This window comes from Terrabacter carboxydivorans, from assembly GCF_039532035.1.
In the GTDB taxonomy this organism is placed as follows: Bacteria; Actinomycetota; Actinomycetes; order Actinomycetales; family Dermatophilaceae; genus Terrabacter; species Terrabacter carboxydivorans.
The window spans coordinates 60,068-86,200 of sequence record NZ_BAAARE010000014.1 but is presented as its reverse complement, the minus strand read 5'-3'; the positions used below and the strand labels follow the sequence as shown (position 1 = coordinate 86,200).

The following is a 26,133-nucleotide window of genomic DNA, read 5'->3' as shown; positions in this document are numbered from 1 at the left end:
ACCCTAGGCGCCCCGGCGGGGTGGCACCACGACCACCGGCACCGCGAGTTCCGCGTCGCTCGTCGAGCCGTGCAGGCCGAGCAGTGCGACGACCTCGCGTCGCATGAGTCCCGAGTGCACGACGGCGAACGACCCGCCCATGACGACGACGAGATCTCCGATGCGGCCCTCGACGCCCGGACGCACGGGGCCGAACCAGCCCTCCCCCACCGCCCGGTCACGTTCGAGGATCCGCGCGCGGTCCCCGAGCCGGGCCGTCCAGGCCTGGGCGACGTCGGCGGCCGCTCCGGGCTCGGTGTAGAGCTGGAGGTTGCGCGGCTCGCCGCCCAGGTGGCGCACCCCGGCCATGAGGTCCGGCTCGTCGACGAGGTCGATGCGGTCGCGGAAGGGGATGTCGACCATGCCGTGGTCGGCGGTGACGACGATCGAGGTGTCGTCGGGCACGCGGGCCGCGAGCGACCGGAGCGCGCCGTCGACCGACTCGACCTCGTCACCCCACTGCCACGACTGGCAGCCGTGGACGTGACCGACCTTGTCGACCTCGCCCCAGTAGAGGTAGACGAGGGCTCGGGGCGTGGCGCGCACCGCGGCCACGGCGGCGTCGACGCGGTCCTCGAGCGAGCGCGCCGCGCGGAAGCGTCCACCGCGCAGTGTCGCCAGGGTGAGGCCCGACCCGTCGAAGTAGTGGGGACCGACCATCGTGACCGTCACGTCGGCGTTCTCGGCGGCCTCGAAGACGGTCTCGTTGGGCTGCCAAACCCGGGGGTCGGGCCCGTCCTCCCACGACAGCTCGTTGAGCAGGCGGTCGGTCGCCGGGTCGAGCACCTGCATGCCGACGAGCCCGTGCGACCCCGGCGGGAGACCCGTGCCGAAGGTGCCCATTGAGGTCGCGGTCGTCGTCGGGAAGCCGCACGGCACCCGGTGCGCCGAGCCCAGGAGGCTGCGCAGGAAGGGGGCGTGACCGCTGCGCTGGCGCAGCAGGTCGTGGCCGAGCCCGTCGACGAGCACGACGACCGTGCGCGGGGCTGCGGGCAGGTCGAAGACGTCGCGACCGGCATACCGCTGCACGCCGAGCCGGTCGGCCACCGAGGGGAGCACGGAGGCCAGCGTGCCGGCCGACCAGTCGGTCGGCGTGGCAGCGGGTGCTGTCGGTTCGGGAGCCACGGCCGTCGGGTCAGTGGGCGGTGCCGCCGCCGATGCTCGCGGAGAGCACCCGGGCGAAGTGCATGGCCCGGCCCACGGCATCCTCGCCGTCGGCGGCAGAGCTGATGCGCAGCGAGATGTCGTCGGAGGCGATGGTGCCCTCGAAACCGTGGTCGGCCGTGCAGTCGGGGTCGCCGCACTGGGCCGGGATCATGTCGAGGCGGCTCACGGCGCCCCACCCGAGCGTCAGGGTGAGGTCACGTCCGTGGGTGCCGGGAGTGAAGGTGTCGGGCTGCGCCACGACGTGGGTCAGCATGACGCCGCGGACGGCCGCCAGGGGCACCGTCTCGGTCGTGGCGGTGGCCATCAGCTTGTCCTCGGACTCGGCGTGGTCGTCGGCGTGCGCGATGACGAGGCGCAGGGGCGTGACGACGAGGACGGTCACGTGCCGACGCACGGTCTCGTGGTCGAAGGTCGTCTCCTGGTGCACGAGGTGCGAGACGACCTCGTCGTCGGCGATCGCGGACTCGACGACGTCGCAGACGAGCGAGGGGTAGTAGCCGGCTCGGGTGATCGCCTCGGTGAGGTCTTCGGGAAGGGCCCGGCCGGTGCCCGGGATCGCGCGTCGCATGGCCCCATCCTTGCACTCGTGCGGCAGGGAGCCGGTCACGCCGCCCACAGGCGCCGGGGCACCGCGGCGCCAACGGGACCGCCGGACGGCCCCCGGACGGCCACCGGTTGGAGGCCGGCGGACCGCTCGGGAGTCGCCCGACATCGTCCGACTCGGCCCCACCAGGCGCCGACGTCAGGTCATGCGCCGCCGGCCAGGGTCCTTGCGCACGAGGGCCGGCCGCACGACGACCTCCGCCCCGAGCACGTCGACCCCACCGGTCCAGGCGTTGACCGGGTTGAGCTCGACCGAAGACAGCTCGGGATGGTCGTCGGCGAGCACCGAGAGTCGGGCGATGAGGTCGGCGAGCGCCGCGCGGTGCACCGGCGCCGCTCCCCGGTGGCCGCTCAGCAGGGGGGCCGCCTTGACGCCGTCGATGAGGTCCGTGACGTCGACGTCGGTGAGCGGCGGGATGCGGTGCGCGACGTCACCGAGCAGCTCGGTCGGTGGCCCGGCGACGGAGAAGCTGACGACCGGCCCGAACAGGGGGTCCTCGCTCGCCCGGATGACGCACGAGACGCCGGGCACGGCCATGCGCTGCACGACGAACCTGTCGGCCCCCAGCGGGCCCAGTCGCTGGGTGAGGGAGGCGTGGGCGTCGCGGACGGCCTCGGCGTCGACGAGGTCGCCACGGACCCCGACGAGCCCCGGTTGGTGGCGCACCACGGGCGAGGTGGACTTGAGGATGACGGGGAAGGTCAGCTCCGTGGCCGCGGCGACCGCCGCGTCGACCCCGGTGACCTCGACCGCGGGCCAGACGCGTATGCCGTAGGCGCTGAGCAGCTCGCGCGCCTCCTCGCGCGTCAGCGCGCGGCCCTCGGGACTGTCGACGAGGTAGCCCTCGATGAGCCCCTCCGCCCTGAGTCGGTCGATCCCGACGGGCGCCACCTGGGTGCCGCGGTCGCGCTGACGCCACAACGCGTAGCGGGTCACGGCGTTGAGCGCGCGGATGCCGTCCTCCGGCATGGAGTACGCGGGCACGGACCTCCGCACGCCTTCCTGCTCGTAGGCGAGGTCGTCGCCGACGCCTCGCATCCCGAGGAACGTTGCCACACAGGGCTTCTCGTGATCCGCGACGATGTTGCGGACAGCCTGGAGCACCTCCTCGTCCTGCGTCACGAGGGGCGGGATGAACGCCGCGACGACGCTGTCGACCTCGGGGTCGGCGAACGCGGCGTCGAGGGCGGCCGCGAACTCCTCGGCCGACGCCTGCGGCTGCAGGGAGACCGGCCCGTGCGTGACCTTGAGGCCCCAGCTGAGGCAGGCGCTCGCGCTGAGCGCGCCGAGGGCGTCGGAGTTGCCGACGATGGCCACCCGGTCGCCCTTGGGCAGTGGCTGGTGCAGGGTCAGCTGGGCCACGTCGAAGAGCTGGTGGACGTTCTCGACGCGGATGACGCCGGCCTGGCGCAGCAGGGCGCGGAAGGCCTGCGGCGGCACGTTCGTGACGCGGGTGCGGTGCCCGGGCGGCGCGGCGAAGCTCGACACCCCGGAGCTCACGACGACGACCGGCTTGACCGCGGCGAGGGCCCGGGCGATGCGCGAGAACTTGCGCGGGTTGCCCATCGACTCGAGGTAGAGGCCGACGGTGTCGGTCTCCTGGTCGTCGATCCAGTACTGCATGAGGTCGTTGCCGGAGACGTCGACCCGGTTGCCGGCGGAGGCGAAGACGGAGATGCCGAGGCCGCGCCGGGCGGCGGACGCGAGCACGGCGACGCCGAGGGCGCCGCTCTGCGCGAAGAGGCCGAGGCGTCCGGACTCGGGGATGACCGATGCGAGGGTCGCGTTGAGCCGCACGGACGGGTCGTTGTTGATGAGGCCGAAGCTGTTGGGCCCGACGATGCGCATACCGGCCCGGCGCACCCGACGGCGCAGCTTCTCCTGCAGCCGGATCCCCTCCTCGCCCGCCTCGGCGAAGCCCGCCGACAGCACGAGGAGCGCCTTGACCCCGGCCTTGCCGCAGTCCTTGACGACCTCGATGGCCTGGGCGGCCGGGACGACGACCACGGCGAGGTCGACCGGCTGCGGCACGTCGTGGATGGTCGGGTAGGCCGTGAGGCCCTGGATGCGGTCGGCCACGCGGTGGATCGGGTAGAGCTCGCCCTGGTAGCCCGCCGCGAGGATGTTGCGCATCACGAGAGCGCCGATCGACTCCTCCCGGCGGCTCGCCCCGATGATGGCCACCCGCTCGGGGAAGAGGATCGTGCGCATGCTGCGCGCCTCGGCGCGGTGCTCGCGCGAGAGCTGGACGGCCTTGCTCTGCTCGGTGGGCGAGATGTCGAACGACACCTCGACGACACCGTCCTCGATGTGGTGCGTGACCTCGTAGCCGGCCTCCTTGAAGACCGTCAGCATCTTGCGGTTCTGCGGCAGGACCTCGGCGACGAAGCGGTTGATCCCCATCTCCTGGGCGATGGCGGCCAGGTGCTCGAGCATGACCGACCCGATGCCCTTGCCCTGGTAGTGGTCCGAGATGTTGAAGGCGACCTCGGCCGACCGGGGGTCGATGCGGTCGTAGCGGCCGATGCCGATGATCTCGCTGTCGAGGGTGGCCACGAGGGCGACCCGGTCGTGGTGGTCGACGTGCGTGAACCGGTGGATGTCGCGGTCGCTCAGCTCGCGCAGCGGCGCGAAGAAGCGCAGGTAGATCGACTCCGCCGACTGGAGGCTGTGGAAGTGGCGGATGCCCTCCGCGTCCTCCGGCGTGATGGGGCGGACGTGGGCGACCGTGCCGTCGCGCAGCACGACGTCGGCCTCCCACTCGACCGGCGCCCCGGTCGAGCGCGCCGAGATCCGCAGGGTCGCACCGGTGTCGTCGCTGAGCTCGCCGCCCTCCATGGGCTCATGGTGTCACGCCCGGCTCCGCGCCCCCGGGAGATGGGAGTCTGGTCGCATGGAGTTCACCGAGGTCGTCCGCCTCCGACGCATGGTCCGCCGCTACGACCCCGATCGACCGGTCCCCCGTGGGGTCGTCGAGCGCTGCCTCGCCAACGCCGTCCGCTCCCCCAGCGCCGGGTTCAGCCAGGGCTGGGACTTCCTCGTCCTCACCACCCCCGACGAGCGCGACGCCTTCTGGGCTGCCACGACGGAGCCCGGCGCAGAGAGCGACGCGTGGCTCGACGGCATACGTGCTGCCCCCGTGCTCGTGCTGTGCCTGTCCCACAAGGACGCCTACCTCGACCGGTACGCCGCCCCTGACAAGGGCTGGACCGACCGGGACGAGGCGCGCTGGCCGGTGCCCTACTGGGACGTCGACACCGGCATGGCCTCGCTGCTCATCCTGCTCACGGCCACCGACGAGGGGCTCGGCAGCCTCTTCTTCGGCGTGCCTCCCGAGCGTCACGCCGCCGTCCACGACGCGTTCGACATCCCCGCGTCGCGCACGGTCGTCGGCGTCGTGTCGATCGGGTATGCCGTCCCGGGACCCAGGAGCCCGAGCCTGCGTCGGCACCGGCGCACCGGACGCGAGGTGGCCCACTGGGGCCGTTTCGGCGTGGCAGGTGAGAACCCGTGAGGGCCCTGCGCGATGATGGGGCGTTGACCCGCTAGGCAAGGAGCACCACCCGGCATGGCCCGTGGAAAGACCCCCCCGCCTCCACCGGAGGACTTCGAGGAGAAGATCGTCGGCATCGACGTCGAGGAGGAGATGCAGAACGCCTTCCTCGAGTACTCCTACAGCGTCATCTACAGCCGGGCCCTGCCCGACGCGCGCGACGGCTTGAAGCCCGTCCAGCGCCGGATCCTCTACGGCGCCAACGAGCTCGGCCTGCGCCCCGACCGTGGGCACGTCAAGAGCCAGCGTGTCGTCGGCGAGGTCATGGGCAAGTACCACCCGCACGGCGACCAGGCCATCTACGACGCCCTCGTGCGCATGGCACAGCCGTTCACGCTGCGGCTGCCCCTCGTCGACGGGCACGGCAACTTCGGCTCGCTCGACGACGGCCCGGCCGCTGCGAGGTACACCGAGGCGCGCATGGCCAGCGCCGCGCTGCTCATGGTGGCCGGGCTCGACGAGGACACCGTCGACTTCGTCCCCAACTACGACGACACCCAGCTGCAGCCGGGAGTGCTACCCGCGGCATACCCCAACCTGCTCGTCAACGGCGCAGCCGGCATCGCCGTCGGCATGGCGACGAACATGCCGCCCCACAACCTCGTCGAGGTCATCGGCGCGGCCCGGCACCTCATCGCCAACCCGAGCTGCTCCCTCGAGGACCTGATGAAGTTCGTCCCGGGGCCCGACCTGCCCTGTGGCGGCAAGATCGTCGGGCTCGAGGGCATCCGCGACGCCTACCTCACCGGCCGTGGCAGCTTCCGCACCCGCGCGACGGCCCGCATCGAGTCGATCACCCCGCGGCGCAAGGGCATCATCGTCACCGAGCTGCCCTACCTCGTCGGCCCCGAGAAGGTCATCGACAAGGTCAAGGACCTCGTCCAGGGCAAGAAGCTGCAGGGCATCGCCGACCTCAAGGACCTCTCCGACCGTGCCCACGGGTTGCGGCTGGTCATCGAGATCAAGAACGGCTTCAACCCCGACGCCGTGCTCGAGCAGCTCTACAAGCTGACGCCGATGGAGGAGAACTTCGGCATCAACAACGTCGCCCTCGTCGAGGGCCAGCCCCGCACGATGGGCCTCAAGCAGCTGCTCAAGGTCTACGTCGACTTCCGCACCGACGTCGTTCGGCGTCGCACCGCGCATCGGCTCGCCAAGCGCGAGGAGCGGCTGCACCTCGTGGAGGGCCTGCTCATCGCCATCGTCGACATCGACGAGGTCATCCAGGTCATCCGCAGCTCCGACGACGCCGCGACCGCCCGCGCGCGGCTCATGGACGTCTTCGACCTGTCAGAGCTGCAGGCCAACTACATCCTCGACCTCCAGCTGCGCCGCCTGACGAAGTTCTCGCGCATCGAGCTCGAGACCGAGAAGACCGAGCTCGAGCGCGCCATCGAGGAGCTGCGGGCCCTGCTCGAGAACGAGAAGCTGCTGCTCAAGCTCGTCTCGACCGAGCTCGCCGACGTCGCCAAGGCCCACGGCACGCCCCGCCGCACCGTGCTCCTCGAGAGCTCGGGCGCCAGCGCCACGGCCACGGCCGCCTCACCGCTCGAGATCGCCGACGACCCGTGCTGGGTGCTGCTCAGCTCGACGGGGCTCCTGGCCCGCACGGGCTCGGCCGAGCCCGTCACCGCCGAGGGCTCGCGCTCCAAGCACGACGTCGTCATCGGCGCGGTGCGCACGACCGCACGTGGTGAGTTCGGCCTCGTCACGAGCGCCGGCCGGATGGTGCGACTGTCGGCCCTCGACCTGCCGACGCTCCCGCCGACCAACGGCGCGCCGAGCCTCTCCGGCGGCGCTCCCCTCGCTGCCTATGTCGACCTCGGTAAGGGCGAGGAACCGCTGACCATCGTGCCGATCGGTGCGGACGCGCCGGTCGTGGCGCTCGGCACCGCGAGCGGTGTCGTCAAGCGCGTCACGCCGGACGCGCCGAAGAGCAACGAGTGGGACATCATCAGCCTCAAGGACGGCGACCGGGTCGTCGGGGCCGCCGTCGCCGACCGTGACGACCTCGACCTCGTCTTCCTCACCAGCGACGCACAGCTGCTGCGATTCCCCGCGAAGTCCGTTCGCCCACAAGGCCGCTCGGCCGGTGGCATGGCCGGCATCAAGCTGGGGGGCTTCGGGCGCGTCGTCTTCTTCGGTGTCGTCGACCCAACCAAGGAGGGTGTCGTCGTCACGTCCTCCGGGTCATCCGGTGCCCTGCCCGGCACCGAGGGAGGCTCGCTCAAGGTGACGCCGTATGCCGAGTACCCCGCCAAGGGTCGCGCCACCGGGGGCGTCCGCTGCCACCGCTTCCTGCGGGGCGAGGACACGCTCGTCCTGGCCTTCGCCGGCAACCTGCCGGCACGTGCTGCCGCAGCCAACGGGGTCTCCATCGAGCTGCCGCCCGCCGACGGCCGGCGTGACGGCTCCGGCATGGCGACCACTACGGTCATCGCCCACGTGGCCGGTCCCCCGGCGGACGGCCAGCAGTCGGCACACGCCTCCCCGACCGCACCGTCGGACGGTGACGCCGAGGCCGGCGAGGCCGGTCTCGAAGGAGGTCCCGCGTGAGCCGGCCGGGGGGCAGCAAGGCCGCACGCCGGGCCGCCGCGGCAGCGAGTGCGGCGGCCTCGGCGACGGTGAGCTCCGTCGTCGACGCCGTCGCCGGGGTCGTGGCGGGGAGCACCGGCCACCCGGACGAGGCAGACCCCGCTGAGGGCGGGGGTTCCGCAACCGCGGCTCCCGCTGCACCGGCGGCCTCCGCTGGGCCGGCGGAACCGGGGACGTCGGTGGCACGGGACGAGCCGGAGTCGCCCGCGGCCCACGCGGACTCGCCCACGGCCCACGCGGACTCGCCTACGGCCCACGCGGAGCCGGAGCACGCGGAGCACCCGGCGACGACGGGTCACGGTACCCCCGCTTCGGACGCCTGCTCGGTCCAGTGGGACCACGACGGCACGAGCGCCTACGGCACGGCCGCCGTCGCCGGCTTCTTCGTCATCGTCGAGCAGCCCGGACCGTGGGGTCGCGACGCGGCCCGTGAGTCCCACCTCGACCGCGAGCTCGGGGCCGAGCTGGACGCCCGCACGAGCCGGGCCGGCGGTCGGTTCATGTTGATGCGCCGTCCGGGAGGACACCCGGCGCACGACGGCCCACGGCACGTGCTGGTCGCCTACTCGGGCGCCCAGCCGGAGGACGCCTGGCTGCTCGCGGCGGAGGTCGACGAGATCGGTGACCTGCTCGGGCTCGACTGGGGCGCGCTGTCCCGTGGCAGCCGCGCTCTCGTTCAGGCCTCGTTGCTCGGCTCACGTCCGGCTCCTGCCACCCTGCTGGTCTGCACCAACGGTCGCCGCGACGTGTGCTGCGCGGTGCGGGGTCGCCCCCTGGCCGCCCACGCGGCTCGCGTCGCACCCGGGCGCGCCTGGGAGGTGTCGCACACCGGCGGTCACCGCTTTGCGCCGACCGCTGTCCTGCTCCCCTGGGGGCAGACGCTCGCCCGCCTCGACGAGCGCGCGTCCGAGTGGGTCCTGGCTGCCGCCGAGACCGGCCACCTGCCGGTCGAGCTGCTCGGACCGGTGCACGACCGGGGACGCTCCGGCGTGCCCGCCGCGGCGCAGTGTGCCGAGTCGCACGTCCGCGCCGAGACCGGCGAGACCCGGCTCGGTGCGCTGTGGGCCGGCCCCCCGGAGCAGGACGCGGACGGCTGGCAGGTCATCGTCACGCACGCTGACGGGCGCCGTTGGCGCGTCCGGGTCACGCGGGAACCCGCGGGCCGTACGCGTCCGGAGTCGTGCGGCAAGAAGGCCATCGAGGTGCTCGAGCACCGGGCCACGATCCTCGAGGCGTGGTTCTAGGACCTTCCGCCGAAGGGGCTGCTCACCAGGGTTTCGGAACGGTCTGCGTGCTCCCGCCGGGCGAGGTGTCGTCGCTGCCCTGCTGCTGTTGCTGCTCCTGGTTGCGCTCGATGGTGTTCTGGCGCTGCTGCTCCTTGAGGTAGTCCTGCTGCTCCTGGCTCGGGGTGTTGCCCGGGTCGGGCTTGGGATCCGGCTGGCTCGGCTGCGACTGCGGCTGGTCCGGCTTCGGCTGGTCCTGGGGCGGCGCGTCGGCGTTCTTCTGCTCCATGCGCTGCTGCGCCTGCTTCAGCTGCTGGCCGGTCCGGCCGCCGTCAGGGGCCTCGCACAGCGGCGGCCGCTCCTTGGTGATCGTGATGCCCTTGTCGTAGAACTGCTTCCACTCGTCGGTGCGCTCGCGTGCCTTGGCCGCGTCCCCGAGGGCCTCGTAGGTGAGGCCGAGGTTGACGCGCACCTTGCAGTCGTCGATGCCACCCTTGGGCACCTCAGCGAACGCCTGCTCGAACCACGGACGGGCCAGGTCGTAGTGGCCGGAGAGCACATGGGCGTCCCCGATCGCGAAGGGCGAGCGGAACTGCTCGACGACGTTGACCCACCCCTGGCGCTGTCCCCAGACCAGGGTCCGGGGCTTGTCACCGGCGGTGTAGGCGTCCAGCGTCTGTGCGTGCACGAGGTTGAGCGAGACGAGGCGTGCCGCCACGAGGACGAGCAGCACGACGACGGGGGCCGAGGCCAGCAGCAGGCGTCGCCGACGGCGGCGCAGGTGCGGCGGCAGCGGTCGTCGGCCACCTCGCCCCGGCCGGAGCGGACGGGGCAGGCGCAGCCGGCGACGGGCGTCGGGCTCGGCGTCCCGGTCCGGCTGGAGGGGTCGGTCCTCGAGCAGCGTCACGGGCGGGCCCCCTTGCGGCGACGGGTCTGCACCAGTGCCGTGACGCCTGCGCCCAGCTCCCAGGCGGCGATGCCCGCCACCCCGATGAGCAGCGGCCAGTACAGCTCGCGGCGGGCCATCACCTTCTGCTTCTCGATCTGCTCGCTCGTGCCGAACCGCTCGAGGTCGATGCCGTCGACGACGGGGCCGATCCCGTCACCGGCCTCGCGGTGGACGTAGGCCAGCCCGAGCTGGTCGCCGATGGAGCCCAGGGTCGCGTCGCTGACGACCGACCGGGCGTCCTCGCCCGTGGCCGGGTCCTTGATGTAGTCGCTGGTGGTGTCGAAGCGTGACCTCGTCGCCCTCATCCGGCCCCCCTCGGTCGTGCCGTAGCCGAGCACCGCGCCGCCGTTGATGAGCTTCTTGTCGATGTCGAACGGCGCCGGCGGGTCCGCAGCGGTCTGCTCCCCGTCGCCGAAGTAGAAGACGACCCGCCCCCGCTCCGGCGTGCGCTTGTCGGCCTGCTCCAGGAGGGTCTTCAGCTGCGCGTCGGCCTCGGTGACCGAGGTGCCGCGCGAGACCTCGTAGGACTCGGGCAGGAGCGTCTCGACGGCCGCGTCGAGGGCCGTGGTGTCGGTCGTCAGCGGCAGGCGCACCCGAGCCGCCTGGTCGAAGGTGACGACCGAGTAGCGCGCGCCCGGCAGCGCTGCCGCGATGGCCGAGATGTCGGACGAGACCCCCTCGACCCGCGGACGACCGTCGCCGTAGTCCTCGGCGATGATGCTGCTCGTCGTGTCGACGACGAAGTAGACGTTGAGGTTGGCAGCCGTCGTGTCGACCTGCTCGCCCGGGACGGCGGGCCGGAAGGCGGCGGCGCCGAGCAGCACGACGGCGGCGGTCAGGCGCCAGTGCGTGGCACGTGACTCGCCGGGGAGGGAGCGCGACGAGGGGTTCCACCAGACGGCGGCCAGCGCGGCCACGACGAGCACGAGCAGGACCGGCCAGGGCGCGAGCGGGAGCAGGCTCACGACGACCACCTCCGCGTGGCACCGATGACGCCGACGAGACCGATGCCGGCCAGGGTGATCGGCAGCGTCGGGTCGTCCGAGTACAGCGAGCGCGAGGCCGAGTCGATGAGCGTCGCCTCCTGGGCCTCGACCGAGTCCACGATGCCCTTGATCGCCGACTGGTCGCTCATCGCGAAGTACTGGCCGCCCGTGCCCGTGACGACCGTGCGCATGGTGGTGGCCTCCTCGTCGGGGCCGTCCTCCTCGGGGTTGAGCCCGTAGACGCGCACCCCCTTGGCCTTGGCCAGCTCCGCGGCCTCGCCGAGGGTGATGATGGGGCGCCCGGCGAGGTGGTTGTCCGTCGCGAAGACGACCGAGCGGGCTCGCTGCGTGTCGACCTTGTCGAAGCTCGACAAGCACGTCGCCAGCCCGTCGCCGATGAGCGAGGTCCCGCGGCCGTTGAAGGTCCCGGCGAAGAACGAGTCGTATGCCGGGTCGCCGGTGAGGGCGCGTCCCGCCGAGCCGAGCTCGGTGTTGATGAAGTCGTAGTCGTCGGTGAGCGGGAAGACGGTCGCGGCGGAGCTGTTGAAGATGACGAGGCCGATGCGCTCGCCCTCGAAGCGCTTGACCAACGACGTGAACGTCGACACGAGTGTCGCGTCGTAGGCCGCCATCGAGCCGGAGATGTCGAGGCACAGCATGATGTCGCGGTTGCGCGTCTGCGGCCGGTCGACCGTCGTGTCGAGCGGTCGGGCTGCCCCGACGAGGGCGGCACCGCCGAGGAGGGCGGCGCTCGAGGCCAGCACGACCATGCGGATCCGGTGGCGGCGCAGCGCGCGTCGGAACTCCGGCAGCTCGGTCAGGGCGCTCGAGTTGGCGACGGCGGCCGACGCGCGAGCCTGCCGACGCGACATGAGGCGGTACACGGCATACGCCATCCCGAGAGCGACCACGGTGCCGATGACGAGCACCGCGGGCCACTTGAGGTCGGGTCCGGTCAGCTCCATCGCGCCACCACCTCCTTGGCGACGGTGCCGGCCCCGGCGAGCGTCGCCGTCTCACGTGGGCCGAACTCTCCGGGGTAGAGGGTGCCGACCACCTCGGACACCGGCGTGAGCCGGGAGCCCCTCGCGTTGAGCTCGGTGAGCGTCATGGTGGGCGCGTCGATGCCCGAGACCTCCTGGACGAAGTGGCGCACGAGGACGCTCAGCTGCTGGTGGGCCCGGCGCTGGCTGATCTCCCCCGCCGACGCGCGACCGAGGACGAGGTCGATCTGGCGCGTGTAGTCGGCGCGCAGGCGCGAGAGCCGGTCCGGGGTGACGCGCGCCGGCACGACGACCTTGCGCTCCCGCGTGGACCACCAGACCCAGGCGTACCAGGCGGCGACGAGGACGAGCAGGCCGATGCCGATCCAGAGCCACCGCGCGGCATACGGGTCGGGGGCGTAGAAGCCCGGAGGCGGGGCGTCAGCGGCGTGCACGGCGCTGCCTCTCGAGCAGCTCGAAGACGGTGGCCACGACCTCGTCGGACGACCCGAGCCGGGCATGGTTGATGCCGCGGCGGTCGAGCAGCGCCGTGGTGCGCTCGACCCGCTCCCGGACCGAGGCGGCATACGCCGCACGCACCTTGGGGTCGAGCCGCACGAGGGTCGGCAGGGTGTAGGTGTCGGCGACGTCGTAGGTCGTGCGGCTGCCGTCCACGGCGGTCGGGTCGGCGTCCTCGACCGTGATCCAGAGGATCTCGTGCTGCACGTGCAGGCGCCGGAGCAGCTCGTCGAGGTTCGGGTCTAGCTCCTTGTCGTCGGCCACGACGAGCAGCACGAGCCGGCGGCGGACGTGGCGCACGATCCACTGGAGCTGGGTGGCGAGGTTGCTCTGGTCACCGTCCAGGACCGTCGCCGAGTCGACGGCACGCAGGAGCAGCTCGAGGTGGGCCTCCGACCCGCGCAGGTCGTGGGCGACGGTGGAGCCGGCAGTGCCGCGCACGAGCCCCACGAGGTCGCCGTGGCGCTGGGCGAGGTAGCCCACGAGGCCGGCCGCGGCGATGGCCACGGCCTTCTTCGGCTCGCCGCTCCGGGTCGTGGCCGCCATGCCGCGGCCGGTGTCGATGACGAGCATGAGGTTCTGCTTGCGGGTCGCGACGTAGCGCTTGACGAGCGGAGACTGGTGGCGCGCCGTGGCCCGCCAGTCGATGTCGCGCACCTCGTCCCCGGGAACGTAGTCGCGCAGGTCGTCGTAGTCGAGGCTGCGGCCGTGGAAGACCGAGGCGTACTCCCCCTCGAGCAGGCTGCGCGACCTGCGGCGCGCGTGGACGAAGAGCTTGCTCTTCACCCGCGTCAGCAGCGTCGTCGTCATCTCGCGTCCCTCGTCCCGCGCCCCTGTCAGGGCGTGCGGATCCCGTTGACCATCGCGTCGATGATGCTCTCGACGGCCACCTCGTCGGCGGCCGCCTCGAAGCCGAGCGTGACGCGGTGCCGGAGGACGCGGTGCGTCAGCGCCTTGACGTCGTCGGGCACGACGTGGTTGCGCCCGTCGATGAGGGCACGTGCCCGGGCCGCGCTCGTGAAGGCGATGCTCGCCCGCGGGCTCGCGCCGAAGTCGACGTAGCCGGCGAGCCGCGGCTCGATGTAGTCGCGGGGATGCCGCGTGACGTAGCCGATGCCGACGACGTAGTTGACGATGGCCGGGTCGATGTAGACGCGACCGACGAGGGCCTGGAGGCGCTTGACGTCCGCGACAGACACGACGGGCTCTGACGCCCCGACGAAGACGCCGGAGTCGATGCGTCGCAGGACCTCGGCCTCCTCCGCGGGCGACGGGTAGTCGAGCACGTCCTTGAGCATGAAGCGGTCCATCTGTGCCTCGGGCAGCGGATAGGTGCCCTCCTGCTCGATGGGGTTCTGGGTCGCCAGGACGAGGAACGGGTCCGGCAGGGCGTAGCTCTTGTCGCCGATGGAGGTCTGCCGCTCCTGCATCGCCTCGAGCATGGCGGACTGGGTCTTGGCGCTGCTGCGGTTGATCTCGTCGAGCAGCACGAAGTTGGCGTGCACGGGCCCGAGCTGGGTCTCGAAGGTGCCGGAGTGCTGGTTGTAGACCTGGGTGCCGACGATGTCGCTCGGCAGCAGGTCGGGCGTGCACTGGATGCGGTGGAACCGGCCACCGACGGCCTGCGCGATCGTCTGCGCGGCCGTCGTCTTGGCGAGGCCTGGCACGCTCTCGAGGAGCACGTGCCCGCCGGTCAGCAGCGCGATGAGCAGGGTCTCCTGCAGGCGGGCCTGCCCGACGACCTTGGAGGCGAACGCCGTCGAGATGGCCTGCACGGTCTCGCCGGCCCAGTGCAGCTCGTCCGGCGTGAGGTAGCGCGCGGGCGCCGGCGCGGTGCGGCTCGGGACCGTCTCGATGCCGGCCACGGCGACGTCCTCGTCGGGCTGCTCCGAGGACCCGGCGAGCTCACGCGGCTCCTCGGGGGCCACGGCGTCGTCCTGGACGGGACCGTGAGCCCCGGACTGGGGGAGGTCGACCGTGAAGGACCGGCCGTCGGGGCCACCTGCCTCGTGCGGCTCCTGCCCCGCGCGGTCCGAGGGCGCGCTGGACCACCCGTCGGCGACCGACTCCTCGGCATTGACGTTGCCCACCATCGATTCCCCTTCTCGACGCGTGCCGGCGGAGGGAGTCGCGCCGGCAGGGACACATCGTAAGCACGGCTGGCTGTGGCGCGCCCACGGTCCCCACAGCCGGTGGCGTGCGGTCGCACCGCCGACACACGCCCGGGGACCGTCGACGACCTGCCGGACGACGCCTCAGGCGTCGATGCGCTCCCGGTCCACCTCGGCCGCGGACTCGATGATGAAGTCCTTGCGGGGTGCCACCTCGTTGCCCATGAGCAGCTCGAAGACCCTCTCGGCGGCCTCGAGGTCGCGCATCGTCACCTTGCGCAGCGTGCGGTGCCTCGGGTCCATCGTGGTGTCCGCGAGCTGGTCCGCGTCCATCTCACCGAGGCCCTTGTAGCGCTGCATCGGCTGCTTGATCTTCTTGCCCGACCTCTCGAGCCGAGCGAGGGTGCGACGCATCTCGGGCTCGTTGAAGGTGTAGATCAGCTCGTTCTTCTTCGCGCCGGCGTTGATCACCTCGAGCCGGTGCAGCGGCGGCATCGCCGCGTAGACGCGACCCGCGTCGACGAGGGGACGCATGTAGCGGAAGAAGAGCGTCAGCAGCAGCGTGCGGATGTGGGCGCCGTCGACGTCGGCGTCGGTCATGATGATGACCTTGCCGTAACGAGCGGCGGCGAGGTCGAAGCTGCGGCCCGAACCGGCGCCGATGACCTGGATGATCGAAGCGCACTCGGCGTTCTTGAGCATGTCCGACACGGAGGCCTTCTGGACGTTGAGGATCTTGCCGCGGATGGGCAGCAACGCCTGGAACTCGGAGTTGCGCGCCTCCTTGGCGGTGCCCATGGCCGAGTCGCCCTCGACGATGAACAGCTCGGAGCGCTCGACGTCGGTGGTCCGGCAGTCACGCAGCTTGGAGGGCAGCGTCGAGCTCTCGAGGGCGTTCTTGCGCCGCTGGGTCTCCTTGTGCAGGCGCGCGCTGATGCGCGACTTCATCTCGGAGACGACCTTCTCGAGCAGCAGGGCCGCCTGCGCCTTGTCGCCGCGCTTGCTCGAGGTGAGCCGCTCGGTCAGCTCCTTCTCGACGACCTTGGCCACGATGGCGCGCACGGCGTTGGTGCCGAGCACCTCCTTGGTCTGCCCCTCGAACTGCGGCTCGGCCAGGCGCACCGTGACGACGGCGGTCATGCCCGCGAGGATGTCGTCCTTCTCGGGCCGGTCGTTGCCGGCCTTGAGCCGGCGGGCGTTGACCTCGATCTGCTTGCGGAAGACCTTGACGATGGACTGCTCGAACCCGGCGACGTGGGTGCCGCCCTTGGGGGTCGTGATGATGTTGACGAAGGACTGGACCTTGGTGTCGTAGCCCTGGCCCCAGCGCAGCGCGACCTCGACGCCGCACTCGCGCTCGAGCTCGGTCGGGGTCATGTGGCCGTTGACGTCGAGGACGGGGACCGTCTCGGTGAAGGTGCCGGAGCCCTCGAGGCGCCACACGTCGGTGATCGGGGTGTCGGGGGCGAGGAACTCGACGAAGTCGGTGATCCCGCCGTCGTGCTGGAAGACCTCCTCGATCGGCCCCTCCTCCCCCGGCGTGCCCTTGAGCCGGCGCTCGTCGCGGATGACGAGGCGCAGCCCCGGCACGAGGAAGGAGGTCTGCCGGGCGCGGCCGAGGATGGCGTCGTAGTCGAGCTCGGCGTCCTTGAGGAAGATCTGGCGGTCGGGCCAGAACCGCACGCGGGAGCCGGTGACCCCGCGCCTGGCCTTGCCGACGACGGGCAGCGCGCTCTTCTTCTCGTAGGGGGTGAAGGTCGACTCGGGCGAGTGCACCGCACCGACCGCGTCGCCGAAGGTGCCGGGCTCGCCGCGCCGGAAGCTCATGCCGTAGGTCTTGCCACCGCGGTCCACCTCGACGTCGAGGCGGGCGGAGAGGGCGTTGACGACGGACGCGCCGACCCCGTGCAGGCCACCCGTGGCGGCATACGACGCTCCGCCGAACTTGCCACCGGCGTGCAGCTTGGTGAAGACGACCTCGACGCCGGAGAGGCCGGTGCGCGGCTCGACGTCGACGGGGATGCCTCGACCGTTGTCCCGGACCTCGATGGAGCCGTCGCTGCTGAGGATCACCTCGATGCCCGTGCACACGCCGGCCAGGGCCTCGTCGACCGCGTTGTCGATGATCTCCCACAGGCAGTGCATGAGACCGCGCTGGTCGGTCGAGCCGATGTACATGCCGGGGCGCTTGCGCACGGCCTCGAGGCCCTCGAGGACCTGGAGGTGGCGCGCGGTGTAGTCGCCGTTGCCGGAGGGAGCGGGACGGGAGGCGGAGGCCACGGGGTGTCGTTCTCTTTCGGTCGGGAAGCGGCCAGCGGTCGGGCTGTGGAGGGCTGGCAGGGGCAGCCTAGCCACCGTCGCCGACGGTCACTCGCAGGCTCGCGGTGCAGGCGGGCCATCCGGGAGCGGCGCCGCGGCGAATCACCGACGCGTAACGATGTTGGTGCGAGGGCGTCTCACCGACCGAGCCTCATCGTCGGGAAGGATTCCACGTGATTCACTGTTGGAACGTCCGCGAGGCACGAGAGGTCCACCGAATGGACCGAACCGAGCGTCGCAGGCACATGGCAGGGTTACCCTCCGGGGAACCCCCGAGGGAGGAAAGAGGCGAAATACGATGACGACAGCACTGGCACCAGAACTGACCGCTGCTGACCGCTGCGACCGATGTGGGGCTCAGGCCTACATCCGCGCCCGCCTCGTTTCCGGCGGAGAGCTGCTCTTCTGCGCGCACCACGGACGGGAGCACCTCCCGGCGCTGAAGGACAAGGCTCTCGACATCCGCGACGAGACGGACCGACTCAGCGACATCCCGGGATCTGCTCCGGTGGACGAACGCTGAGACCGACAGGCGATCTGCGACCCGGCTCTTTCCTGAACCCATCCTGATCAGCACGCTGCCGACGGCTGCCCGGTGATCACTGCGACGAACGTCCTCGTTCTGCTCGCGATGGTCGTGGGCACCGTCGGCATCGTCGTCCCGGTGCTGCCGGGACTCGTCGTGGTGTGGGGTGCGGTGCTCGTGTGGGCTCTCGCACGTCAGGACGGGCCGGGTTGGCTCGCGCTCGGCTTCGCGACGCTCGTGTATGCCGTGGGGCTCGTCGCGAAGTACCTGCTGCCCGGCCGTCGGATGAAGACGGCAGGCGTGGACGCCGTCATCGTGGCGGTGGCCCTGGTCGTCGCGGTCGTGGGCTTCTTCGTCATCCCCGTCGTCGGTGGGCCGGTCGGCTTCGTCGTGGCGATCTACGTGCTTGAGCTGGCCAAGCGGCGCGAGCACGCCGGCGCCTGGCAGGCCACCGTGCAGGCCATCCGCGCCGTGGGCCTCAACATCGGCATCGAGCTGGCGACGGCGTTCGCGATCATCGCGACCTGGGGCGTCGCGGTCTACCTCACCCGGTGAGGCAGGCGTGGTGACGGAAGGTCACCACTGGTCGCGGCGACGCTTCTCCCACCGCTCCTCGAGCCGCTCCATGAAGGTGCCCTGCTTGGGGGCGCTGGCCTTGACCTTGCCCTGACGCGGCTTGGTCGTGCCGTCGGCAGCGACGGCGGCGAGCTTGGTCTTGGAGGGCGTGATGGCGTAGACGATGCCGGCGACCATGATCGCGAAGCCACCCGCACCGAGCCAGATGTTGCTGCTCATGGCGGAGAACACGACCAGCGCCAGGCCTGCGACCCCGGCGACGACGCCCACCACGACGCGTCCACGGCCCAGACCGCGTGACTTCGTCTTCTCGATGCGCGAAGCGAATCGAGGGTCTTCGGCGTAGAGGGCTTCCTCCATCTGCTGGAGGAGTGCTTCCTCGTGTTCCGAGAGTGCCACCCGGCACCTCCCTGGTGCGAAATCGACTGTGCCCGAATCGTATGTCGGAAACGGCCGACACGGACTTCTTTCCCTCAGGATAAGTCGCGCCGCTCGCGTTGGGAACCCGAGGGTCGGTCGGGCATGAGTGACGCTGGACGCACCGATCCGGCACCGAAGCGCGCGCTCGCCCGGTCGACCGCCCGGTCGGCCTCGCGCCACCCGTGCTCGGGCTCGTCGAGGGTCGCCTGGATGGGGGCGACGGACGACGGCACGAGGCCCTCGAGACGCACTCCGACGAGCCGGATCCGGGCCCGCTGGAGGCCGAGCCGGTCGTAGAGCTCGCGCGCCGTCGAGAAGATGTCGCGTGAGACGTCGGTGTGGTGGCGCAGGGTCTTGGCCCGCGTGATCGTCGTGAAGTCGGAGAAGCGGACCTTGATCGAGACCGTGCGTCCCATCATGCCGGCGGACCGGGCCCGCGCCGCGGTGCGGTCGGCGAGGCGCAGCAGCTCGCGGTGGATGCGGACCGGGTCGTCGATGTCGTGGGCGAAGGTCTCGTCGGCGCCGATGGACTTCTCGCGCCGCTCGGGCACGACCGACCGCGGGTCGCGGCCCCAGGCGAGGTCGTGCAGGCTGCGTCCGGCGACGTCGCCTAGGGCTCGCTGGAGGGTCTCGAGGGGGGTGTGGGCGAGGTCGGCGACCGTGCGCAGGCCGAGGCGGTGCAGGTGCTCCTCGGTCTTGTCACCGACCCCCCAGATGGCCCCGACCGGCAGCTGGTGCAGGAAGGAGACGACCTCCTCGCGGGGCACGACGATGAGCCCGTCGGGCTTGGCGAGGGTGGAGGCGAGCTTGGCGACGAACTTCGTCGAGGCCACCCCCACCGAGCAGGTGATGCCCTGCTCGTCGGCGATGGTGTCGCGCAGCTGCTCGGCGATCTGCGTGGGACGGCCGAGCCGTCGCACGGCTCCGGCGACGTCGAGGAACGCCTCGTCGAGCGACAGCGGCTCGACGCTCTCGGTGATCGTCGCGAAGGTCGCCATGACGGCCTCGGAGATCGCGGCGTAGCGGCGGTGGTCCGGCTCGATGACGACCGCCTGCGGACAGAGGCGTCGGGCGCGCGCCATGGGCATGGCCGAGGCGACCCCGAAGGCCCGTGCCTCGTAGGTGGCCGAGAGCACGACGGACCGGCCGCTCGCACCGCCGATGATGACGGGGCGGCCCCGCAGCTCCGGACGCGAGATGAGCGACGCGGACGCGTAGAAGGCGTCCATGTCGACGTGCAGCACCGTGCAGCCGGTGTCGTCGGGCGGCTCGGTGCCCCCGCGGGTCGGGGCGGTGAACTGGCGGCGGCTCATCGTCGGACCGCCCGGGACGTCGGGGCGCTCGCCGGCACCGGGTCGGTCGCGCCGGGGTCAGTCGCGACGGGCCACGACGTGGAGGGCATTTCCGAGGGTGCGGAGGAAGTCGCGTCCGGGGCCGGAGACGAGCAGCTCGTCGAGCTCGGCGAGGGCGGCGCGGTCGGCCTCGGAGTCGATGAGCGAGGCGGGCACGAGGTGCCCGAGGATGTTGGTGCCCCGGACCCGGACGTCGGTGAAGCCGGCGTCGGCGAGCAGGGTCTCGAGCTGGTCGACGTCGAAGCGACGCGGGAGGGGGTCGGTGCTCCCCCACCGGCCGGACGGGTCGACGAGGGCGGCCCGGGCCTGTCCGAACTCACCGGCGATGGCTTTGGCGAAGACGACCGACAGCCGACCGGAGACGAGCAGGGAGAGGACGCCGCCCTCCCCCAGGGCCTGCGCGATGGCGTGGAGCGTGGCGGCGGGGTCGTCGACGAACTCGAGCGTGCCGTGGCAGCAGGCGAGGTCGACGTGACGGCCGGCGAGGACGGAGTCGAGGGAGTCGCCGTCGCCCTGGACGGCGGTGATGCGGTCGACGATGCCGGCCTCTCGGGCTCGACGCCCGAGCGAGGCGAGCGCGTCGGGGCTGGGGTCGACGACGGTGACGTGGTGCCCGGCCTCGGCGAGCGGGACGGCGACGCCACCGGTGCCGCCACCGAGGTCGAGCACCTCGAGCGGTCGGCCGAGCCGGGCGCCGCACTCGTCGGCGATGCGACCCACGGCAGAGACGACGGCCGAGGGACGGTGCCCTCCACGTCGCTGGGGGCGCTGCTCGTCGGGCACGGGATCCTCCGTCTGGGAACGTGGTACGCGTGGTGCCGCGTGGGGTGCGTGTGCGTCCTCACCCTAGTGCCCCGAGCTTCCCGGGCTCGCGTGCCACAGCTTGCGTGGCGGCCCACCGACGGTCTCGGTGGGCACGAGCCCGCTCGTGCCGCGAGGACCCCGGATGTCGTCCCCGGCCGGCTTGATGTCGGCGTACGGCGACTGCTTGAAACCGGACGCGTGGACGAGCACGCGGCGGCCGTCAGGCCCCTCGCCGACTCCCGCCGGCGCCCCGTCGGGCCCGGCGAGTGCGCCGGCACGCTCCCACGCCGCCGCGTCGGCGGCCTCGAGCGTCTCGCGGACGGTGGTGATGCCGCCGGAGGTCCATGCGTCCTGCAGCGCCGAGAGCTCCCACGCGCCGGTCGCCCGGATCGAGACGCCGCGCGGGCCGGTGCGTCGCACGACGCCGCGGCAGAGCAGCAGCCACGAGTGGAAGACGGTGGCGGCATACGGGCCCTGGACGTCCTCGAAGAAGGTGAGGTCCGCCGGGCCGGTGGCGTCGTCGAGGGTCAGGAAGACGACGCGGCGGCCCGTACGGATCGGTGGGGTCTGGGTGGCGACCTTGACCCCCGCCACGAGGACCTCACGTCCGCTGCGTCCGGTGAGCAGGTCACGCGCCCGGGTGACCCCGAGCGCGTCGAGCAGCGGCGCGTAGAAGTCGATGACGTGCCCGCTCGCGTCGAGGCCGAGCACCTCGAGCTCGGCCCGGACCTGCTCGGGCCCGGTCATCTCGGGCAGCCCGCTCGTCGCTGACAGGCGTGGGGTGTCGCCGAGGTCGAGCGTCAGCTGCGTGGCGAGGTGCTGTGGCGCGCCGGCGGAGGCCTGGGACTGCGCGGCCGCGAGGGCCCGGATGTCACCGGTGGCCGAGACGGACGTGACCCGCCCCCGCGTCGAGCCCGAGGACCGGCTCGCGGCCGAGACCCGTGAGGTCCGGCGCGTCGACCGCTGCGAGGACGACCAGCGGTCGAGCTCGGCGACGTGGAGCAGCAGGTCGCGCCGCGTGACCCGTCCACGACGCCCGAGGCCGGCCCCGGCGCGGCCCACGACACCGGGACTGCTCTCGTCGAGCCGGGACGGGCCGCCGAGGTGGATGTCGTGCAGGGCGTCGAAACCGCCTGCGAGCACGAGCTTCTCGGCGATCGGGCGGGAGACGTGGGCTCGCTGCCAGAAGTCGGAGAGGCTGGAGTAGGGCTGGCCGGCGACGATCTGCGCGACCTCGGCCTCGCTGATGCCGTGGACGTCCGCGAGCGAGAGGCGGATGGCCTCGCCGCCGTCGTCGGTGCGCTCGAAGCGGTAGGCCCCGGTCGAGACGTTGACGTCGAGCCCGAGGATGGCGATGCCGAAGGTGCGGGCGTCGTCGAGGATGAGTCGCTTGGGGTACATCCCCGGGTCGTGCGTGAGCACGCCGGCGAGGAAGGCGGCCGGGTGGTGCGTCTTGAGCCATGCCGACTGGTAGGTCGGCAGCGCGAACGCGGCGGCGTGGGCCTTGCAGAAGCCGAAGGACGCGAAGGCCTTGAGGACCTCCCAGATCTTGTCGGCGACGTCTGGGGCGTAGCCGCGGTCACGGGCCGCGGGCCGCCACCAGGCCTCGATCCGCTTCTGCCCGTCGGGCGTGCCGAGCGCCCGGCGCACCTCGTCGGCCTGGGCCAGGGTGACGCCGGTCGTCTCGGCGACGATCATCAGCACCTGCTCGTGGAAGACGACGACGCCCTCGGTCTCCTCGAGCGCGGGCACGAGGGTCGGGTGGAGGTAGGAGGGGTCCTTCCACCCCTGCCTCGCGTTGAGGAAGGGGATGATCATGTCGCTCTTGACCGGCCCGGGCCGGAAGAGCGAGATGTCGATGATGAGGTCGTCGAAGGTGCGCGGCCCGAACTTGCCGATGAGCTCCCGCTGCCCGGGGCTCTCGATCTGGAAGCAGCCGAGGGTCTTCGTCGACCGGACGAGCTCGAAGGTCGGCTCGTCGTCGAAGGGCACCTGGCTCTCGTCGTCGAGGTCGACGTGCTCGCCGTCGACGCGCTCGACCTCCTCGATCGCGTGGGCCATCGCGGACTGCATGCGGATGCCGAGCACGTCGAGCTTGAGCAGGCCCATCTCCTCGACGTCGTCCTTGTCGAACTGGCTCATCGGGAAGCCGAGCCAGCTCGCCTCGACGGGCGTGCGGTCGAGCAGGACGGAGTCGGACAGCACGACCCCGCAGGGGTGCAGGGCGATGTGCCGGGGCAGTCCGTCGAGCCGCTCGACGATGTCGAACATCAGCTGCAGGCGAGGCACGTCGAGGCCGCTCGCCCGCAGCTCGGGCAGCTCGGCGAGGGCGTTGCGCACGTTGCGGGCGGCGATGTGCGGGAAGGCCTTGGCCATCGCGTCGACCTCGGGCGGCGGCAGCCCGAGCGCGGCGCCGGCGTCGCGGATCGCGTGGCGCACCCGGTAGGTGTCCATCATCGAGACGCACGTGACGCGGTCACCCCCGAAGTGCTCGAGGATGCGCTCGTAGATCTCGGTGCGCCGGGCGGACTCGACGTCGATGTCGATGTCGGGCAGCTCGGCGCGCAGCGGCGAGCAGAAGCGCTCCATGAGCAGCCCGTGCCGCATCGGGTCGACCCCGGAGATGCCGAGGAGGTAGTTGACGAGCGACCCGGCCCCGGATCCGCGCGCCGCGACCCGGACCCCCATCTCGCGGATGAGGTCGCAGACCTGGGCGACGGTGAGGAAGTAGGTCGCGTAGCCGAGGGTCTCGATGACGCCGAGCTCGTCCTCGAGCCGGTCGCTGACGGCGACCAGCTCACTCTCGGTGCGACCGGGGTAGCGGGCCGGGATCGACTCGCGGCACCGGCGCGCGAGGACCCGGTGCGGGTTGGTGCCCGGCCGGATGCCGAGGACGCCCGGCTCGGGCAGGTGCACCGAGCCGATGCCGAGGTCGGCGCGCGGGTCCTGGACGCACTCGGTGGCGAGCGCCGTGGTGCGCGCGAGCAGCTCGCGCGCCTGCTCGCGCGCCAGCGCGCCGCCGCCGACGAGGCCCGGTCCGGAGACCTGCACGACGTCGAGGGCGAGGGCGTGCATGAGGGGCGTGGGCGAGAGGTGCCCGGCCGTCGTGACGCGGTCGAGGTGGCGGGCGTCGAGGGCGACGAGCCGACGGGCGGCGTCGAGCACGTCGACGACGGCCGCGTCCTGCGGGTCGGTGTGGCGCACCGCTGCCGTGATGACGCTCGGCACGCCGACCTCGCGGGCCAGCGCGAGCATGCGGGCGGCCTGTCCGAGGCTCCCGGGCTGGTGCTCCGGTCCGCCGTGGCACACGACCTCGACGACGACGGCGCCGCGCGGGAGCAGGCCGACCCAGCGCTCGAGGGCCGCGCGGGCGTGGTCGCGCCTCTTGGCGAGCACCGCGCGGCCGACGTCGGAGTCGGGCCCGAGGAGCACGACGAGCCGGGAGGGCCCGCCGTCCGTCACCGATGGCGTATGCCGTCCGCCGCGCCGGGCGGAGCGCCCCCCTGCCTCGTCGGGAGCCTCGCGACGGTCGGGAACCTCTGGGACTGCGGACGCCTCGGGCCTGGCGCGGGCGTGCTCGGCGACGAGGCTCGCGGTCGCGACGGGGTTGCCGCGCTCGCCGCGCAGGTGGGTGGCGGTGACGAGGCGGCAGAGCGCCGCCCATCCCTCGCCGGGGGCGAGACCGCCGCTGCCGCCCCTGGCCAGCACCGTGACGCGCGGCAGGCGCGGGTCGACGAGCGCGCCCCCGCGCACCGGGGTGCGCACGGGCCGGCGCCGCTCGGGCTGCTCGGAGCCGACGGCCAGGTCGACGCCGAGGATGGGGGCGACGTCGTGGTCCATGCACGCGCGCACGAACTTGACCGCCCCGTAGAGCCCGTCGCGGTCGGTCAGGGCGAGGGCCGGTTGCCCGAACGCGGCCGCCCGCTCGACGAGCTGGCGCGGCTGCGCCGTGCCGTAGCGCATGGAGTAGCCGGAGGCGACGTGCAGGTGCACGAAGCTCTCGCCGGTGCCGCCGGTGCCGCCGGTGCTCACAGTGCTCACGGTGTTCAGGGTGCTGGTGGTCATGCTGGTCGTCACGCCCCGGTCGCCCGGCTCCTCGAGACGGGCGTGATCGACTGCGGCAGCGGGACGGTCAGCGGGATGCCGAGCAGGTCCTGGACGATCTCGAGGAACATCTCGGCCTGCCGCAGCAGGTCGTCGGCCTCGCGGGCACCGATGTGGCCACCGCGGTCGATGACCGACCGGTGGGCCGAGCAGGCCGCGAAGAAGGCCGCCCACTCCCCCAGCTCGGGCGCCACCCCGGGCAGCACCTGCCAGACACTGCGCGGTCGCGAGCGCGGCGCCGGGACGGTGCGGGCGGCGACGAGGGCTGCGGCGGCGCGCAGGGCTCCGAGGTGGGCGTCCCGGTAGCGCTCGGACGCGTCGCTCGTGCGGCAGGCCGACTCGAGGGTCGTCCGGCCGCGCTCGAGCAGGTCGAGCACGGCGGCCGAGATGGGTGGGCGACGCACGTCGTGGGCGGTGGTCATGGTGGTTCCTCTCCTCTCGCGTCTCATGGCGCCTCAGTCGGCGACCCGGACGAGCGACCACTGGTCGCCGCGCGGGGACTCGTCGTGGGCGAGGTCGTAGACGCCGGGGGCGAAGGACCAGCCCGGGCTCGCCTCCACCCGCCACACGTGCTGCTCGCTCGCCGCGGCGACGAGCGTCTCGCCGGGACGCACCTGCGCCTCGTCGGCGTCGAGGGCGTCGTGCCACCAGGCCCGACGCTCACGCCACTGGCCGAGGACGTCGCGCACGACGTAGAGACGGCCTCGCCAGATGAACGCCTCGGGCCGGGCCGGCACCTCGGACTGCTCCCGCTCGTGCACTCTCACCTGCACGGTGTCACTGAACCTGCGCACCACGACACGTCTCCCTCGGACACGTCGAGGCCGGACATCACGACCCGAACCACCCGCGCCCCACACGAGCGGTCCGACAACCAACCGACGACTGAACTGACATTTTCGTTCGAACACTTGTTCGATACGACAACCCTAACCCCCGCCGCCGACACCGTGTCAAGAAGGTCCACGAGACCCCTCGCCCCGGCCCGCGGCACACGCCCGAGGCCCGGCCGAGGACCGCCGTTTCACTTCGAACGGGCAGACCTGAGTACCCGTGCTCAGGCCCGCCCGCCGCGCCCGCGGGCAGAGTGGGGCCACGGGTTCGGTCCGCGAACGGAGAGGTGCAGGGGTCCTGTCCGCTCACGGATCGGGCCCGTTCCGCTGCCCGGCAACGGGCCACAGCGCGCCCCCGTTGCGCAGCCGGTGGGAATGCGGGAGCGTCGGGGACGTTGGACCCGTGCTCGGCCGTCCGGCCCGGCAGCAGACGCACCGGCGCACCCGCGACCGGCGCACGACCGAAGGAG

General features: G+C 72.3%; 21 protein-coding genes. 5 read left to right on the top strand and 16 right to left on the bottom strand.

Translation table 11 applies throughout. The features are described 5' to 3' along the window. Positions 1–3: 3 nt before the first annotated feature. The 3 genes from ABD297_RS16040 to ABD297_RS16030 all read right to left on the bottom strand — a co-directional run bounded on the left by ABD297_RS16040 (position 4) and on the right by ABD297_RS16030 (position 4,648). The gene (locus ABD297_RS16040; protein WP_344256043.1) at positions 4–1,164 is read right to left on the bottom strand and encodes an alkaline phosphatase family protein; all 1,161 of its coding nucleotides are present in this window, start codon (positions 1,162–1,164) and stop codon (positions 4–6) included. A gap of 10 nt (positions 1,165–1,174) precedes the next feature. Continuing rightward, a complete protein-coding gene (locus ABD297_RS16035; RefSeq protein WP_344256042.1) occupies positions 1,175–1,774 on the bottom strand; it encodes a DUF5998 family protein in 600 nt (199 codons plus the stop codon). Between the two features lie 174 nt (positions 1,775–1,948). Then, complete coding sequence (locus ABD297_RS16030; protein WP_344256041.1) at positions 1,949–4,648, bottom strand: bifunctional acetate--CoA ligase family protein/GNAT family N-acetyltransferase; 2,700 nt, start codon at positions 4,646–4,648, stop codon at positions 1,949–1,951. Between the two features lie 55 nt (positions 4,649–4,703). On the opposite strand from ABD297_RS16030, the gene ABD297_RS16025 reads away from it, so the two are divergent. From ABD297_RS16025 to ABD297_RS16015, 3 genes are read left to right on the top strand one after another with little or no spacing between them, the layout of a single operon-like run. Continuing rightward, positions 4,704–5,324 (top strand): nitroreductase family protein, encoded by a 621-nt coding sequence (locus ABD297_RS16025; RefSeq protein WP_344256040.1) that lies wholly within the window; start codon positions 4,704–4,706, stop codon positions 5,322–5,324. Positions 5,325–5,378: 54 nt separating this feature from the next. Beyond that, positions 5,379–7,919, top strand: coding sequence for a DNA gyrase/topoisomerase IV subunit A (locus ABD297_RS16020; RefSeq protein WP_344256039.1), 2,541 nt, complete (start codon positions 5,379–5,381; stop codon positions 7,917–7,919). Continuing rightward, complete coding sequence (locus ABD297_RS16015; protein WP_344256038.1) at positions 7,916–9,202, top strand: ferredoxin family protein; 1,287 nt, start codon at positions 7,916–7,918, stop codon at positions 9,200–9,202. Before ABD297_RS16020 ends, ABD297_RS16015 begins: the two co-directional genes overlap by 4 nt. Before the next feature lie 22 nt (positions 9,203–9,224). Here the strand turns inward: ABD297_RS16015 and ABD297_RS16010 are convergent, their stop codons facing one another. The 7 genes from ABD297_RS16010 to ABD297_RS15980 form a co-directional block, all read right to left on the bottom strand. Next, positions 9,225–10,088 carry a tetratricopeptide repeat protein gene (locus tag ABD297_RS16010; RefSeq protein WP_344256037.1) on the bottom strand — a complete coding sequence of 288 codons (864 nt, stop codon included), beginning with the start codon at positions 10,086–10,088 and terminating at the stop codon, positions 9,225–9,227. Further along, entirely contained in the window at positions 10,085–11,095 is a 1,011-nt protein-coding gene (locus ABD297_RS16005) for a vWA domain-containing protein (protein WP_344256036.1), read from the bottom strand. The genes ABD297_RS16010 and ABD297_RS16005 overlap by 4 nt, the downstream gene beginning before the upstream one ends. Continuing rightward, on the bottom strand, positions 11,092–12,081 hold the full coding sequence (locus ABD297_RS16000) for a VWA domain-containing protein (RefSeq protein WP_344256035.1): 990 nt from the start codon (positions 12,079–12,081) through the stop codon (positions 11,092–11,094). The genes ABD297_RS16005 and ABD297_RS16000 overlap by 4 nt, the downstream gene beginning before the upstream one ends. Continuing rightward, positions 12,072–12,554 (bottom strand): hypothetical protein, encoded by a 483-nt coding sequence (locus ABD297_RS15995; RefSeq protein ID WP_344256034.1) that lies wholly within the window; start codon positions 12,552–12,554, stop codon positions 12,072–12,074. The genes ABD297_RS16000 and ABD297_RS15995 overlap by 10 nt, the downstream gene beginning before the upstream one ends. Next, entirely contained in the window at positions 12,541–13,428 is an 888-nt protein-coding gene (locus ABD297_RS15990; protein WP_344256033.1) for a DUF58 domain-containing protein, read from the bottom strand. Before ABD297_RS15990 ends, ABD297_RS15995 begins: the two co-directional genes overlap by 14 nt. Before the next feature lie 26 nt (positions 13,429–13,454). Next, the gene (locus ABD297_RS15985) at positions 13,455–14,711 is read right to left on the bottom strand and encodes an AAA family ATPase (protein WP_344256032.1); all 1,257 of its coding nucleotides are present in this window, start codon (positions 14,709–14,711) and stop codon (positions 13,455–13,457) included. Between the two features lie 162 nt (positions 14,712–14,873). After that, on the bottom strand, positions 14,874–17,009 hold the full coding sequence (locus ABD297_RS15980; protein ID WP_344256031.1) for a DNA gyrase/topoisomerase IV subunit B: 2,136 nt from the start codon (positions 17,007–17,009) through the stop codon (positions 14,874–14,876). 337 nt (positions 17,010–17,346) lie between these two features. Between ABD297_RS15980 and ABD297_RS15975 the strand changes: the two genes are divergently transcribed. Next, positions 17,347–17,571 (top strand): DUF7455 domain-containing protein, encoded by a 225-nt coding sequence (locus tag ABD297_RS15975; protein WP_344256030.1) that lies wholly within the window; start codon positions 17,347–17,349, stop codon positions 17,569–17,571. Positions 17,572–17,643: 72 nt separating this feature from the next. Next, on the top strand, positions 17,644–18,129 hold the full coding sequence (locus ABD297_RS15970; RefSeq protein WP_344256029.1) for a DUF456 domain-containing protein: 486 nt from the start codon (positions 17,644–17,646) through the stop codon (positions 18,127–18,129). 21 nt (positions 18,130–18,150) lie between these two features. Here ABD297_RS15970 and ABD297_RS15965 read toward each other — a convergent pair whose 3' ends face one another. From ABD297_RS15965 to ABD297_RS15940, 6 genes are all read right to left on the bottom strand, one after another. After that, positions 18,151–18,549 carry a DUF3040 domain-containing protein gene (locus ABD297_RS15965; protein WP_147064250.1) on the bottom strand — a complete coding sequence of 133 codons (399 nt, stop codon included), beginning with the start codon at positions 18,547–18,549 and terminating at the stop codon, positions 18,151–18,153. A 74-nt stretch (positions 18,550–18,623) separates the two neighbouring features. Beyond that, complete coding sequence (dinB, locus tag ABD297_RS15960; protein WP_344256028.1) at positions 18,624–19,883, bottom strand: DNA polymerase IV; 1,260 nt, start codon at positions 19,881–19,883, stop codon at positions 18,624–18,626. A gap of 57 nt (positions 19,884–19,940) precedes the next feature. Next, positions 19,941–20,705 carry a class I SAM-dependent methyltransferase gene (locus ABD297_RS15955; RefSeq protein WP_344256027.1) on the bottom strand — a complete coding sequence of 255 codons (765 nt, stop codon included), beginning with the start codon at positions 20,703–20,705 and terminating at the stop codon, positions 19,941–19,943. A 63-nt stretch (positions 20,706–20,768) separates the two neighbouring features. After that, the gene (locus tag ABD297_RS15950; protein WP_425581183.1) at positions 20,769–24,689 is read right to left on the bottom strand and encodes a DNA polymerase III subunit alpha; all 3,921 of its coding nucleotides are present in this window, start codon (positions 24,687–24,689) and stop codon (positions 20,769–20,771) included. 110 nt (positions 24,690–24,799) lie between these two features. Next, on the bottom strand, positions 24,800–25,252 hold the full coding sequence (locus tag ABD297_RS15945) for an SAV_6107 family HEPN domain-containing protein (RefSeq protein WP_344256025.1): 453 nt from the start codon (positions 25,250–25,252) through the stop codon (positions 24,800–24,802). Positions 25,253–25,285: 33 nt separating this feature from the next. After that, positions 25,286–25,624, bottom strand: coding sequence for a DUF6504 family protein (locus ABD297_RS15940; RefSeq protein WP_425581180.1), 339 nt, complete (start codon positions 25,622–25,624; stop codon positions 25,286–25,288). Positions 25,625–26,133: the final 509 nt, after the last annotated feature.

What these genes read in the sequence shown, in the direction of transcription:
- ABD297_RS16035 (WP_344256042.1), bottom strand. Translation starts at nt 1,774, where the DNA reads ATGCGACGCGCGATCCCGGGCACCGGCCGGGCCCTTCCCGAAGACCTC.
- ABD297_RS16030 (WP_344256041.1), bottom strand. Translation starts at nt 4,648, where the DNA reads ATGGAGGGCGGCGAGCTCAGCGACGACACCGGTGCGACCCTGCGGATC.
- ABD297_RS16025 (WP_344256040.1), top strand. Translation starts at nt 4,704, where the DNA reads ATGGAGTTCACCGAGGTCGTCCGCCTCCGACGCATGGTCCGCCGCTAC.
- ABD297_RS16020 (WP_344256039.1), top strand. Translation starts at nt 5,379, where the DNA reads ATGGCCCGTGGAAAGACCCCCCCGCCTCCACCGGAGGACTTCGAGGAG.
- ABD297_RS16000 (WP_344256035.1), bottom strand. Translation starts at nt 12,081, where the DNA reads ATGGAGCTGACCGGACCCGACCTCAAGTGGCCCGCGGTGCTCGTCATC.
- ABD297_RS15990 (WP_344256033.1), bottom strand. Translation starts at nt 13,428, where the DNA reads ATGACGACGACGCTGCTGACGCGGGTGAAGAGCAAGCTCTTCGTCCAC.
- ABD297_RS15985 (WP_344256032.1), bottom strand. Translation starts at nt 14,711, where the DNA reads ATGGTGGGCAACGTCAATGCCGAGGAGTCGGTCGCCGACGGGTGGTCC.
- ABD297_RS15975 (WP_344256030.1), top strand. Translation starts at nt 17,347, where the DNA reads ATGACGACAGCACTGGCACCAGAACTGACCGCTGCTGACCGCTGCGAC.
- dinB (WP_344256028.1), bottom strand. Translation starts at nt 19,883, where the DNA reads ATGAGCCGCCGCCAGTTCACCGCCCCGACCCGCGGGGGCACCGAGCCG.
- ABD297_RS15950 (WP_425581183.1), bottom strand. Translation starts at nt 24,689, where the DNA reads ATGCGCTACGGCACGGCGCAGCCGCGCCAGCTCGTCGAGCGGGCGGCC.
- ABD297_RS15945 (WP_344256025.1), bottom strand. Translation starts at nt 25,252, where the DNA reads ATGACCACCGCCCACGACGTGCGTCGCCCACCCATCTCGGCCGCCGTG.